This window comes from Elusimicrobium minutum Pei191 (assembly GCF_000020145.1).
In the GTDB taxonomy this organism is placed as follows: domain Bacteria; phylum Elusimicrobiota; class Elusimicrobia; order Elusimicrobiales; family Elusimicrobiaceae; genus Elusimicrobium; species Elusimicrobium minutum.
Genome location: NC_010644.1, coordinates 399,143 through 412,640, shown reverse-complemented (window position 1 = coordinate 412,640; position 13,498 = coordinate 399,143). Strand labels below are relative to the sequence as shown.

12 protein-coding genes are annotated in these 13,498 nt (G+C 41.1%); 4 read left to right on the top strand and 8 right to left on the bottom strand.

The features are described from left to right. Nucleotides 1-72: 72 nt before the first annotated feature. From hisS to EMIN_RS09605, 3 genes are read left to right on the top strand one after another with little or no spacing between them, the layout of a single operon-like run. The gene (hisS, locus tag EMIN_RS01975; RefSeq protein ID WP_012414557.1) at nt 73-1,305 is read left to right on the top strand and encodes a histidine--tRNA ligase; all 1,233 of its coding nucleotides are present in this window, start codon (nt 73-75) and stop codon (nt 1,303-1,305) included. After that, entirely contained in the window at nt 1,302-3,053 is a 1,752-nt protein-coding gene (gene aspS, locus EMIN_RS01970) for an aspartate--tRNA ligase (RefSeq protein ID WP_012414556.1), read from the top strand. The genes hisS and aspS overlap by 4 nt, the downstream gene beginning before the upstream one ends. Nucleotides 3,054-3,103: 50 nt before the next feature. Next, nucleotides 3,104-3,610: a type IV pilin protein gene (locus EMIN_RS09605; protein WP_012414555.1), complete on the top strand. Its 507-nt coding sequence runs from the start codon at nt 3,104-3,106 to the stop codon at nt 3,608-3,610. A 241-nt stretch (nt 3,611-3,851) separates the two neighbouring features. Here EMIN_RS09605 and EMIN_RS01960 read toward each other — a convergent pair whose 3' ends face one another. Further along, nucleotides 3,852-4,142, bottom strand: coding sequence for a hypothetical protein (locus tag EMIN_RS01960; protein ID WP_012414554.1), 291 nt, complete (start codon nt 4,140-4,142; stop codon nt 3,852-3,854). A 122-nt stretch (nt 4,143-4,264) separates the two neighbouring features. Further along, nucleotides 4,265-5,158, bottom strand: coding sequence for a lipoyl synthase (lipA, locus tag EMIN_RS01955; RefSeq protein ID WP_012414553.1), 894 nt, complete (start codon nt 5,156-5,158; stop codon nt 4,265-4,267). 38 nt (nt 5,159-5,196) lie between these two features. On the opposite strand from lipA, the gene EMIN_RS01950 reads away from it, so the two are divergent. Beyond that, nucleotides 5,197-7,257, top strand: a complete 2,061-nt coding sequence (locus EMIN_RS01950; protein WP_012414552.1) for a SpoIID/LytB domain-containing protein — start codon at nt 5,197-5,199, stop codon at nt 7,255-7,257. 105 nt (nt 7,258-7,362) lie between these two features. Here the strand turns inward: EMIN_RS01950 and EMIN_RS01945 are convergent, their stop codons facing one another. The 6 genes from EMIN_RS01945 to lgt all read right to left on the bottom strand — a co-directional run bounded on the left by EMIN_RS01945 (nt 7,363) and on the right by lgt (nt 13,497). Continuing rightward, nucleotides 7,363-8,355 carry a M48 family metallopeptidase gene (locus tag EMIN_RS01945; RefSeq protein WP_012414551.1) on the bottom strand — a complete coding sequence of 331 codons (993 nt, stop codon included), beginning with the start codon at nt 8,353-8,355 and terminating at the stop codon, nt 7,363-7,365. Between the two features lie 91 nt (nt 8,356-8,446). Beyond that, complete coding sequence (locus EMIN_RS01940) at nt 8,447-9,004, bottom strand: LemA family protein (RefSeq protein WP_012414550.1); 558 nt, start codon at nt 9,002-9,004, stop codon at nt 8,447-8,449. After that, entirely contained in the window at nt 9,005-11,020 is a 2,016-nt protein-coding gene (locus tag EMIN_RS01935) for an LTA synthase family protein (RefSeq protein ID WP_012414549.1), read from the bottom strand. 224 nt (nt 11,021-11,244) lie between these two features. Further along, the gene (locus tag EMIN_RS09360) at nt 11,245-11,769 is read right to left on the bottom strand and encodes a type IV pilin protein (RefSeq protein ID WP_012414548.1); all 525 of its coding nucleotides are present in this window, start codon (nt 11,767-11,769) and stop codon (nt 11,245-11,247) included. Between the two features lie 47 nt (nt 11,770-11,816). Then, nucleotides 11,817-12,716: an RluA family pseudouridine synthase gene (locus EMIN_RS01925; protein ID WP_012414547.1), complete on the bottom strand. Its 900-nt coding sequence runs from the start codon at nt 12,714-12,716 to the stop codon at nt 11,817-11,819. Next, nucleotides 12,706-13,497 (bottom strand): prolipoprotein diacylglyceryl transferase, encoded by a 792-nt coding sequence (gene lgt, locus EMIN_RS01920; RefSeq protein ID WP_012414546.1) that lies wholly within the window; start codon nt 13,495-13,497, stop codon nt 12,706-12,708. Before lgt ends, EMIN_RS01925 begins: the two co-directional genes overlap by 11 nt. Nucleotide 13,498 lies beyond the last annotated feature (1 nt).

Below are 13,498 nucleotides of genomic sequence, written 5' to 3'. Positions count from 1 at the left end.
GGCAAAAAATAGGCCCTTTTTATTGCGCCCGCTATATACGGCATAGCGGCAAATAAGATAAAATGTATATATATGACAAAATTAGTAAGAGGATTTAGAGATATTTTCGCGCCGGAATCAAATAACTTCGCTGAGCTTGAGGCCTGCGCAAGACGTGTTTTTACGTTAGCGGGCGGTACCGAAGTAAGAATACCAACCTTAGAACTTAAAGAACTTTTTATAAAATCCACGGGCGACACTACGGACATTGTTCAAAAAGAAATGTACGCTTTTGAAGACGCCGGCGGCCGCGTGCTTGCCATGAGGCCCGAAGGCACCCCCGGCACCGTAAGGGCTTATATCGAAAATAATTTCGCCCAAACGGCCCCCGTGCAAAAACTTTTTTATATAGGAAATATGTTCAGGGCGGAAAGGCCCCAGGCCGGACGCTACAGAGAATTTGAGCAAATAGGCATGGAATATATTGGCAACCCCTCCCCCGCGGCCGACGCTGAAATTATTTTAATGATAAAAGATATAGTAACTTCTTTCGGCGTAAAAAATTACGGCGTAAAAATTAATTCTTTGGGGTGCCAAGAGTGCAGACCCGCCTATAAACAGGAATTAATTAACTATTTAAAAAAAGATTTTGATACTCTTTGCGAAAAATGTAAAGACCGTTTGGAAAAAAATCCGCTCCGCGTTTTGGACTGCAAAATTGACGGCGCCAGATTTAAAGAAAACGCGCCAAAACAAAAACTCTGCGCCGCGTGTGAGAATCATTTTAATGAAGTAAAAACATTTTTACAGGGGCGCATTGATTATATTATTGACCCTAGTTTGGTACGCGGACTTGATTATTACACAAGAACGGTGTTTGAATTCCAAGCGGGCGACAGCGCGCAAAACGCTATAGCCGGCGGAGGAAGATATGATAGCCTGGTAAAATCCATGGGCGGCGCGGATATGCCCGCCGTAGGTTTTGCCATGGGCGTTGAACGCACCATAGCTGCGCGAGGCGAGACTAAAGATAATAAACAAAATAAAATTTTTGTTGTTTCTTTAGATAAAAACTGCAACGCCAAAGCTTTTGAAATAATGTCCCTGCTGCGTTCAGCAGGCGTTATATGCGACGGCGGCCTTTTTGACAAAAATTTAAAAGCCCAAATGAAACAGGCGGACAGAACAAAGTCCTCCTTCGCTTTACTCCTTGGGGCTGACGAGTTTGAAAAAGGCGTTGTTACCATGCGCGACCTTTCAAGCGGCGAGCAGCAGGAAATAAAATTTAACGATATATTAAATAAGGTTGGTAAAATAAGATTATGATGAGAACAAATTATTGCGGTGACATAAACAAAAATTATGTTAACAGCGTGCAGGTGTTATGCGGCTGGGTTAACAGTTACCGTGATCACGGCGGGGTATTATTTTTAGATTTAAGGGACAGAACGGGCAAGGTGCAGGTTGTTGTAGAACCTACAAATAAAGATTTTGAGTTAGCCTCAACCGCCAGAACGGAATATGTTCTTAAAGTAACGGGCTTGGTAAGATTAAGACAGACCGAACACATTAACCCTAATAACCCTACAGGTGAAATTGAGGTTGTAGCGCAGGAAGTTGAAATTTTAAATACTTCAATACAGCTGCCTTTCGAACCTGACAATTCCAGGCAAATTAACGAAGAAACCCGCTTAAAATACCGCTATATCGATTTAAGAAACCCTGTTATGCTACACAACCTTACCACACGCCATAAAGTAGCGCAGGCGGCGCGCAGATATTTTTCAGACAACGGTTTTATTGAAATAGAAACCCCTATTTTAACCCGCTCTACACCTGAAGGCGCGAGGGACTATCTTGTTCCTTCAAGAGTGCATGAGGGTAAATTCTATGCTTTACCGCAAAGCCCGCAAATGTTTAAACAAACGCTTATGGCAAGCGGCGTTGACAGATATTTCCAAATAGCCCGCGCTTTCAGAGACGAAGATTTAAGAAGCGACAGACAGCCCGAACATACGCAGATTGATATTGAAATGTCTTTTGTTACTTTGGCCGACGTTTTTGCCGCGGGTGAAGGTATGATAGCTGAGGTTTTTAAAGCTGCTGGGGAAGATGCCCCTGCTGCCCCTTTCGAGCAAATGGAATACGCCGACGTTATGGCAAAGTATGGTTCGGATAAGCCTGATATAAGATATGAAATTGATATAACCGATATCGGCGGAATTTTTACCAACAGCAATTTTAAAGTTGTGTCAGACGCTTTAGCCAACGGCGGCGTTGTAAGGGCAATTAAAGCAAAATACGGAGCTAAGCATATTAACCGCTCAACCTGCGATAAATTGACTGATCTTGCCAAAGCAAGCGGCGCCAAAGGTTTAGTGTGGCTTAAATATTCAGACGATAAATTTGAAGGCCCTTCCGCTAAATTTTTTACGGAAGAAGAACTTGCCTCCTTACAGCATACTCTTAGCGTTGAAAAAGACGATATGGTTTTTATAGGTGCTGATAAAGAGAAGGTTGTTTCACCCGTTATGGGCGCTATAAGAAAAGAACTTATTAAACTTTTATGCCTTAAACCAAATAAAAAATGGGCGTTTTTATGGGTAAAACATTTCCCGCTGCTTGAATTTGTACCGGAAGAAAACAGGTGGGACGCAGCGCATAACCCGTTTACAGCTCCTTTAGAAAAGGATATTCCTTTATTAGATACTGACCCGGGCAAAGTAAAATCCTACCAGTTTGACCTTGTGCTTAACGGTGTTGAGCTTGCTTCAGGCTCAATACGCAACCACAGGCGCGACCTGCAGGAAAAGATTTTGAACCTTATGAAACACAGCCCCGAACAAGCCGCATTACGCTTTGGCATGCTACTTAACGCGCTTGAAGCGGGCGCACCGCCGCACGGCGGGTTCGGTATGGGTTTAGACAGGTTAGCCGCCCTTTTATGCAAAGAAGAATCTATACGAGAAGTAATAGCTTTCCCCAAAACGGCAACAGCATACTGCCCGTTAACGGAAAGTCCTAACGTTGTTGAGGATATCCAGTTAAAAGAGCTTCATATAAAAATAAAATAAACCTATTTAAACCATAGTGTTAAAAAGTTTTATTAAAAGGAGGTTTTTTAATGTCAGTAAACTCCGCAAAAAAATCACTAAGTAAAACAAATAAAGGTTTTACGTTAATTGAATTGTTAGTGGTAGTTTTGATAATAGGCATACTTGCGGCTATTGCTTTGCCGCAATATACCGTAGCGGTTGAAAAGGCCCGCGCCTCCGAAGCTATGCTTAACATTCGTTCTTTTTATGACGCGGGACAAAGATATTTCCTTCAAACGGGAACTTACCCCACAACTTTTGACGTATTAGATATTGAACTTCCGTGCACGGTAATCAGTTCCGGCAGTTGTGAAAATAAAAATATCACATACACCTTTGGTACAAGCAGCCCGTTTATTGGGGCGCACAGGCCGGGAAAATGGTTTCTTGAACGAAACTGGCAAACAGGCCTTTACTGGTGCGCCGCAAACACAACTTACGGACCTTCTGCAAAAGTATGTAAAACATTAACCGGCAAATCAACAAAGCACCACTCGCACACCAGCGCTCCTTATGACTATTACTTGTTTGACTGATAATTTTTAAATATAGAGTATATTAAAAAACTAAACTCTCCGGGCTCACGCCCGGGGTTTCTTTTGTTTCAATGCTTCGCTTTAAGATTTCACCCAACAACAACACCCCCGCAGCGGCAAGACGGAGGCGTTGTGAGATCAGAAGGTTATATATCCCTCTGCTTACGCAGCGGGTGCTCCGTACTCTTACAAAAAAAAACGCCCGTTCGTTTGAACGGGCGTTTTTTTGTTTAAATTTTTACTATTCGTCTAAAACGCTGGGCATAGGCAGGTTAATAATTTCAACCTCAACCTGTTCTATAGGGGTAAACGTTTCAGCAGGGTCAACCCTCGGAGGCTGGACTGCCGGCGCCGGCGTTGTTTTTTTAACCTGCTGGTTGGAAACAGCTTTTTTCTGCTCGTTTTGAGATTGCGGTTTCGCCGCGCCTTCATCGGTATATTTACCGCTTGGGTCCCACCATTGCGGCGGCGTTGTTCCGTTACACGCCGCGAACAAAAATGAAACTAAAAACAAAACTAAAATTTTTTTCATATTACCTTTCTCCAAACCCTTACCGCTAAAACTGCTTAATAATAAATTCTACCTTTTTTATAATGCTTTTGTATCCCAAACCCATGCTATTTGGCGTGGGTATTTTTTATCTTTTAAGGCTGTTAACCGCAGCAAGAAAGTCCAATAGCTTTAGAATAAAGCTCCCCCGCTTTATAGGAGCTTCTGACCAAAGGTCCCGCCGCTATAGCCTTAAAACCAATGCTAAGGCCGTATGCTTCCCATTCTTTATACTCCTGCGGCAAAGGATAGCGTTTAACTAAATTATGCGCGTTTGAAGGCGCCAGATACTGCCCTAAGGTAAGAAGATCGCACCCATGAGCAGCTAAATCTTTCATAGTTTGCTTAAGCTGGGCGTCCGTTTCGCCAAGGCCAAGCATAATGCCGCTTTTTGTAAAAATATCAGGCGCGAGCTCTTTAGATTTTTTTATTAAAGCAAGCGACCTGCCGTAATCCGCCCCAATTCTTACTCGGGAATACAAATCAGGCACGGTTTCAATATTATGGGCAAGAACGGAAGGTTTTGCAGCCAAAACGGTTTTTAAAGAATCCGCCCTTCCTTGAAAATCTGGAATAAGCGGCTCAACTTTAACGCCGTAATTAAGTTCTTTAATTTTTGTAATAACTTGGGCAAAATGCGCGGCGCCGCCGTCGGGCAAATCATCTCTCGTGGGGGAAGTAAGCACAACATATTTTATATTCATTTGTTTTACGGCTTGGGCTATTTTGGCTGGTTCCTCTAAATCAACGGGGCCGGGTTTAGCTTTATTAACGGCGCAAAATTTACAACCCCTTGTGCAAATATCGCCAAGAATCATTATAGTTGTTTCGCCTTTGCTAAAACATTCCCCCCTGTTGGGGCAGCGGGCGGAATGACACACCGTGTTAAGCTTGCCTTCTTCAAGTGTTTTATCAACGCATGCGGTACTGCCATTATGGAGCGAAGCCTTGCTTGCGGCCACAAGTTTTTTTAACCAATCCGGGATTTGATTTGTCATATTAAGTACAATTATATTAAATAGATAATAGGATTACTATGAGAAAATTTATACTTTTACTTTTATTTTGTATCGCAATTCCTTCTTTCGCACAGGAAGCTTTAGACGTTTTAATGACACAGGCGAACGAAAAATATTTTACCGGCCGAAGCGAAGAATCTTACCTTGAATATAAAGAAATTTCCAAAGCGCACAAAAATAAAGACGCTTATCTTAATGCCGCTTTCATAGCAATGGAGCTGGGCAAACCTAGAGAAGCGGTTGACGTTATGAACGCGGCCAGAAAATTTTTTCCGAAAGATAATCTGATTATTGAATTTTTAGCCGACGCTTATTTGGCGGACGGACAGTTTTTGATGGCGGAGAAACTTTACTCTCTTCTTTTAGATAATAAAGATAAAAAAGATTTATTTTACATCAACTTAGGCAAATCACAGCTTAATATGGGCGAGGAGGAGCTTGCCCTTTTAAACTTTACAATAGCGTCTAAAGGCAAAGCGCTTACCACTTATTCAAACTATATGCTGGGCGTTTATTATGAAGGGAAAACCCAGCCCAAACAAGCGGCCGAGTTTTTCAAAAAAGCGGTTGATTACGACGCGCAATTTTTAGAAGCGAGAGTACGCTACGCAAAAAACCTAGAAGACATAGGCGATGTTAACGAAGCGTGGAAACAATACCGCATGGTTTATATGGCGGAAAAAAATAATGAGAATGTAAAAAAAGCCATGGATGCCTTACAGCCGCAGCTTACAAAAAGCGAAAAAGAGCTTTTGCAGCCAAAGGAACTTCATGCCCACACAAAAGTAAAACCCCTAGTTTCCACTGTAGGCATTTTACCTGTTATAAGAGTTGGCATTGGCGCTAAATCGGACGGCAGCCCCGCAGAGCGTGAAGAGCTGGCCTTTACCCCCAGCCATAGCTTTAAAATTTACGAAACTAAAACAAAAAAACTTTTAGCGAGCGGCGCCGCCAAACAAACATGGAACGCACGCATAATAGCGGGAAAACCCTATATAGTAACTTCCGAAAACAAAAAAATACTTTTTAGCGAAAGTATTACCATAAAACAAACGGGAACTAAAACACAGGCTCCTACGGTAATTTTGAAAAGCGTTCTTTCAGGCGCGGGTATGACATGGGCCAGTATTGACGATAAAGAATACCGGGGCGAAATGGAAGTAGCTTTTAACAAACAAAGAAAAACGCTTATACCGATAAACGTGGTTAATGTTGAGGAATATGTTTTCGGCGTGCTCGCTTCGGAAATGCCCGTGGCCTTTCCCACGGAAGCTTTGAAAGCGCAGGCAATACTTGCAAGAACATATGTTTTACAAAAAAAAGGCAGGCATAAAAAATGGGGTTATGACGTATGCGACACGCAACACTGCCAGGTTTACGGCGGCGTAGTGATGGAAACGTCTACGGGTAACGCCGCTGTTGAAGGAACCATGGGCATAGTTCTTACTTATAAAGGCAAGCCTATAGAAGCCGTGTTTTCCTCAAACTGCGGCGGGTTTACGCAAAGTTCTAAAAACGCGGGCTGGTACGCGCAAGATTATCTGGTGCCTAGAAGCGATTATAAAAATTTTGATTTTGATAATTTGCAGCCTTACCAGTTTAAAACGCTTTTACAACACCCCCAAGACGCTTACGGCAACTATTCTAAAAACGTAAGCCCTGCAGCGTTTAGATGGGTAAGAGTTGTGAGTGAAGAAGATATAAGGGAAATTATAAAAAAACAAAGAAAAGATATCGGCCGCATAACGGCGATAATTCCTTCTTTTAGAGCAAAAAGCGGATATCTGTCATCCGTTAAAGTTGTGGGTGAAAACGGCAGCGTTGAATTAAACTCTGACAGTAGTATAAAAAGGAATTTATCTTTAGGTATGCTTAGGAGTTCCTACTTTATAGTTCAGCCAATATATGTTAAAAATGAAGTAAAAGAATTTGTTTTCTTCGGAGGCGGTTGGGGGCACGGCGTGGGTTTTTGCCAAACAGGCTCGGCCGGGCGCGCCGAAGCGGGGCAAAAATATCCGCAAATAGTAGCGCATTATTACCCCGGCACAAAACTTGAAGATATAAGATTAAAAAAATAAACAACTAAAATGAACTTTTTAATTTATTGCAGCTTTAGATTATAGATTTGACCGTAAAGTTTATCCGAATAAAAAAAGCCGCTTAACAAGGCGGCTTTTTTATTCTTAAATTCGTCCGTCCATTTCTCTTAAAGCTTTAACGCGCTTTTCAATAGGCGGGTGGGTAGCCGTTATTCCTCCCAAGGCCGACACCAAACCTCCGTTGCCGGACATGGGGTTAGCTATGCACATTGGGGAAACCGTTTCCATATCGCTAAGGCTTTTTACGGCGCTGTTGCCCGATATTTTTTCAAGCGCGCTTGCTAAAGCCGCGGGATTACGGGTAATTAAAGCGGCCGTGGCGTCCGCCTGGTATTCACGCCTTCTTGATAAAGCAAAACGTAAAATAGGCGCTATCAAATAACCGTAAAGCATAAAAAACAATCCCAAACAAAATAAAAGCAAAGCCGCTTGTTTTTTAGCGTGTCTGGCCGATCTTAATACAATCTGCCCTAAAAGCACAAAAAACGTAATGCCTACAACAACTATAATCATAAGCCTTGTGTCACGGTTGCCGATGTGCGACATTTCATGCGCTATAACGCCTTCAAGCTCCTGCCTGTTAAGCCTTTTAACAAGGCCCGTAGTTAATGCTATAGAAGCGTTTTCAGGCTTTCTGCCTGTGGCATAGGCGTTAAGATTATTATCATCAATTAAATATATTTTAGGGGTAGGCAAGCCGGCTGTAATGGCAACAGAATCAACAAGATTATAAAGTTCACGCTGGGTTTGGCTTGTAACCTCAACCGCTTTTGAGGAATTTAAAATTATGTCATCACCGTAAAAAAGACTGGCGCTAACCCATATGCCAAGACAAATGAGCACGCCCGGAATTATATAGGCGGCGTAAGTATTGGCCATTGCCCATGCCTGGGGAGTGTAAAAACTGCCTTGCGCGCTGTAGTTAATGGAACCGTCACTAACATTTACAAAAGGAGTAATAAGCAAAATTGTTAAATACGCCAAAACAGCGAATGTTATGGGAAACAAAACAAGAATAATAAAAGTTCTTTTTTTGTTATCGTCTATATGGTCATAAGTTGTTTTTGGTATAGCCATTTTATTTCCTCTAAAAATAACGCCGCTGTTTTATTTATTTTACGCGAACGGCGTTCGCGTAAAACAGAAAACAGCGGCATAAAAAGATAAATTAAAACTTAACCTGAACCGGCTGTCTTGCCGCTTCTTCTTCAAGTTCAAAGAATTTTTCTTTATTAAAATGGAAAATACCCGCTATGATATTGCTGGGAAAGTGTTCCACTTTAGTATTTAAAGAAAGGACATTGCTGTTATAAAATCTTCTAGCCGCCTGTATTTTATCTTCAGTGTCTCTTAATTCCGATTGAAGCTGTAAAAAGTTTTGGTTAGCCTTTAAGTCAGGATAGCTTTCCGATAAAGCGAAAAGGCTTTTAAGCGTACCGGAAAGAATGTTTTCATTCTTAGCCACGCTTTCCATATCTTTAGGACCGCTCATAGCCATATTACGGGCCTCGACAACTTTCTCAAGCGTTTCCCTTTCGTGTGAAGCGTAACCCTTAACCGTTTCCACCAAATTGGGAATAAGGTCATAGCGTCTTTTCATTTGGACTTCAATATCGCTCCACGCTTCTTTTACGCGGTTGCGCAGTGTAATAAAACCGTTATAAGCTGTAGCAAGATATATAACAGCCGCCAAAACTACTGCAAGTAATACCATTGATATAGTCATCTATTTCTTCTCCTTCTTTGGATTATTGTAAAGCATATATCTGGATGTTTCATAAATACCTGCGGACAAATCTTCCATTTTTTTATAAAGTTCAGGGTTTTCTTCCGCCAGGTCTTTATTATAATCTTTTGCACCAAACTTGTAAAGACCTTTTTGAGTGGTTTGGTCGTGGTAAAGATATTCTCCTGACACAAAAGAAATCGTGGGTGGATATTTAGACCATCCGAAAACAAGCGCACCTTCTTTTTCTTTGTATTTAGGGTCAAGAACATCACGCCCCAAAGCCACAGTTTCATACGGCGCGCCTATAAGGCCGGCCACCGTGGGCATTATATCAACCTGGCTGGCTGTTTTATTTACAACCCGGCCTTTAGATAAAGCGGGAGCGTGGATTATAAGAGGAACATGGTGGTTAATTAAATTATATTCAACATAACCTCTCGGCATATTTTCAGACTTGGGCGCGTCCAAACCGTGATCGCCGAAAATAACAAAAACGGTGTCTTTATAGTAAGGGCTTTTCCTCGCGCGTCTGAAAAATTCACCCAACGCGTAGTCAGAAAATCTTAAGGAGTTAAACTCTTCAATGCTGCCGAAACTGTGGTTAACAAGATCTTCATAACTTATATCTTTTTCAAGTTTAAAACCTTCATCATGCGGAGGTATTGTATAAGGCCTGTGATACCCTGCCGTTTGTATTACCGCAAAGAAAGGCCTTTCCTGTTTTGCTAAAACTTTGTCGGCTTCAATAAACAAATCCCAGTCAGAAATACCCCAAACGTCAACACGTTTTGACTCGTAATCTTCCTCTTCATAAAGTTGAAGCCCGTCTAAGTTATGGGAAAGAATACCTCTTATATTACCCCAGCTTGCGCTGCCGCCTATAAAGAAAAATTTATCATAACCTTCAAGCTCGTTGGCTATTAAATTTTGGTTAACGATAAGCGGATTACGCGAACTTGTTTTAAAGGAACTCACGTCAGGTATGCTTGACAAAGCTGCAAATACCGCGCGCGCCGTAGCCGAAGTGGGCGTATAAAACTGGGTAAATAGTATAGACTGCTCAGCCAAAGCCTTCGCATTAGGCGTGGTATCAAATTTACCGGTGTTTGAAAAAGAACTTTTGTTCCATGCAAAACTTTCCATAAATATTACAACTATGTTAAACTGCCTTCCGAGGTCTTTTCCTTTTACTTCACGCTTAAAATTAAGCGTGTTTATATCGGGGTTATCAACGCCTAAATATTCTGCCATAATGGGGTAATATTTTTTTACGGCTTCAATATTATAAGAATCCTCCTTAGCAAACCTATATGTGTCATAAATATTTAAGACCGGGTTTAATGTTAAATTAGAAATAAAATTATTGCTTGAAAAATAAGCATTGCTCCAACGTAACGGATATTGGTTAATTTGCCCATAGCAAACGCCAAACGTTAAGACAAAAAGAATAAGGAACCAAGATGTTTTTTTCTTCCACCCGTCGTTTGAAGCGGGTTGGCCCAGCTTTATAAAAAACATCGCGTATTTATAGGCCAAAAACATTAAAAGTATAAAACCTAAAGAAGCCCATACAACAGGATATGTTTGCCAAACCATTTCAAAAGAGATAAAAGCGTTTTCAAGATATTTAAATAAAGAAGCGTTTACCCTAAGGCCCAAATAAGAATAGTGCCCAAAATCTCCGGCGTAAACAAGCCCCGCGCCCGTTAAAATAACAGTGTACAACGAAGCCATGATTTTATTAAAAACCGCGGGTATTTTAGGAAAAATACTTTTTATAAATAAATAAAGTCCCAGCGGCAAAGCCAAAAAAGCGGCTAAACGCGCGTCAAATTTAGCGCCTATGTAAAAAGATTGTAAAAGATATGTTTTAACTTCAGCAGTAATTGCGGCGCGGTAAACAAATAAAAAAACAAAACGCATTAAGAAAAAAGCTAACCATGTAGCCGCGAAAAAGCCGGTATACCCTTTTACCCAGTTTGGTACCCTGCTTAGTTTTTGAGAAAAAGACATACAACCTCCAAAGTAATTGCAATAAAAGTTCCTTACACTTATATGATATCACTTTGGGAAGACGCTGAAAACAAAAAAATTTAATTTTTTATTAAAAACATCTATAGAATTTTATATACCATATGGTAAAAAATAAAATTAAAACATATCCTAAACCAAAAAGGTTATAAAAAAATAAGCCCCTTTTTTAAATGGGCTTATTTAAATAAACGCAAAATAATCTTTTAGCTTATAATATAACAGTTCTTGCCGCTGGCATGGGCGCAAGTAACGGCCGTTTTACCCGTGATTGACTGGCAAAATTTATTAGCTCCGCTTTTTGATTTGTCAGCCTCACACATAATTTTACCTTTATATGGCTGCCCTGCAGGGCCGGCGTTGGCAAAAGCTATTATTCTGTAATTTCTGTCAGTATCGGCAAGGGTCCTTTCCCCCGCTACAAAGCACCAGTTTGTGGAAGGTTCGGTATAATAATTAAAATCTTTACCTTTTAATACCGTCAATGAACCTACCGTAGTTTTTGTAAGTTCGGGCAGTTTTATCGCAAGGTCCGTTATTTTAGCGTCACAAAGACTGTATTGCGCGTAGTAAGCTTGCGAAGCCTTTTCCAAAGAAGCAGTCACAGAAATAGCTTCGGCCGCTCTGGCGCGTTCAACCGTTCTTGTATAAAGCGGAAGAGCCACGCTGGAAAGTATAGCTATAATTAATACAACAACCATCAGTTCAATTAATGTAAAACCTTTTTTCATAATTATTCTCCTGCTACAAAAGGATATATATACAATACTTTACTTTATTATTTGGCGTTTTTCCAAGAGTCTTTAAAATCTTTAGGCGGCGCTACCGTAAATTTTACGGGTTTGGAAGTAAAAGGATGTTCAAATTCCGCGCTTTTAGAGTGCAACATAAGCCGTGGCGCCGTGGCGCCTTTATAAAGCCAGTCGCCCAAAACAGGGTAGCCGAGCCAGCTCATATGCACGCGTAACTGGTTTGTTCTACCCGTTACGGGGTGAAGTTTCATTAAAGAAACGGTTTCTTTTCTTTGTAAAACGCTGTATTCGGTAACAGCTTCGCGCCCAAGTTCGCTTGCTTTTATTTTACCGCCCGTAACACGCCCTATAGGCACGTTTATTATGCCTTTATCGTCAGGCACAACGCCACAGACAATAGCCTCATAGGTTTTATGCATTTCCCTGTTGGCAAACATTTCAACCATAGCGTCCTGGGTTTTTGAGTTTTTAGCAATTATCATAACGCCGCTTGTGTCTTTATCAAGCCTGTGCACAAGCCCGGCGCGGGTAATGCCTTTTTCAAAATTTTTAGGCGGGTTTGCCAAAATAAGGGAAACTAAAGTTTCTTCCCCGATAAAAGCGGCGGCGGGGTTTTCTTCCCAAACGGGGCTTTGCGGGTGTACAAGCATGCCGCTGGGTTTATTTATTACAAACATATTTTTATCTTCAAAAATTATTAAATCTTTTAAACCAGTTTTATTTTCAACCGAAGGCCACTCTATTTCAACGTTGTCGCCTTCTGCAAGCGGCCAGGCGGGTTTACGTTCTTTGCCGTTAACCGTAACTTTCCCCTGCTTAATAAGGTTTTGTATTAATCCGCGCGAATAATCAGGCTTGTTTTCGCTTAAAAAAAGGTCAAGTCTGGCGCTTGTTCCGCTAAAAGTTAAAGTTTCTTTATTTGACATTGTATTCCGATTTCCTTGAAACTATCATATAAAAAATTACGGCGGCTAAAATCATGCCTATGGAAATTACCTGTGAGGGCGACATACCCAGCAAAAACCCGCCTCTGAAATCGCCTCTGAAAAACTCCATAATAAACCTTAACACGCTGTAGCAAATCATATAAAGCGCCATTATAAAACCGTGTTTATGCCTGCGCCTATAGGCAAAATGCAAAATACCGAATATTAATAAATTGGCAAACACTTCATAAAGTTGCGTAGGATGCAAACCGACGCCGTGCAAATGAGTAGGCACAAGACTGTCCGGGTTGGTAAAATGAACGGCCCAAGGGCCTTCAAAATGACGACCGTAACAGCAGCCCACTAAAAAGCATCCTATACGCCCTATAGCGTGGCCTAAAGGAAGCCCCACGGCAAGAAAGTCGCCCGTTTTTAAAAGCGGCATTTTTTTATATTTAATATAAACCAAAAGCCCTAAAATACCCGCTATCGCGCCTCCGAAAAACACAAACCCGTAGCGGAAATTTAAAAAGATATTGCTCATTTTATCGGCGAAAGTATAGCCAAGCGCGTCCCATGAAAGAAAGACATACATAAGCTTACCGCCAACAATGGCGCAAATAATGGAAATAAATAAAATATTCCAAAGAGTGTCAGTGCTTATGCCTATTTTTTTTCTGTTATAAATCAAATAATAAATACCGGCTATATAACCGAGCATATTCATAAGGCCGTAAGTAGACATGCTAAAATTTCCTATCTTAAAAAGTACCGGATACATT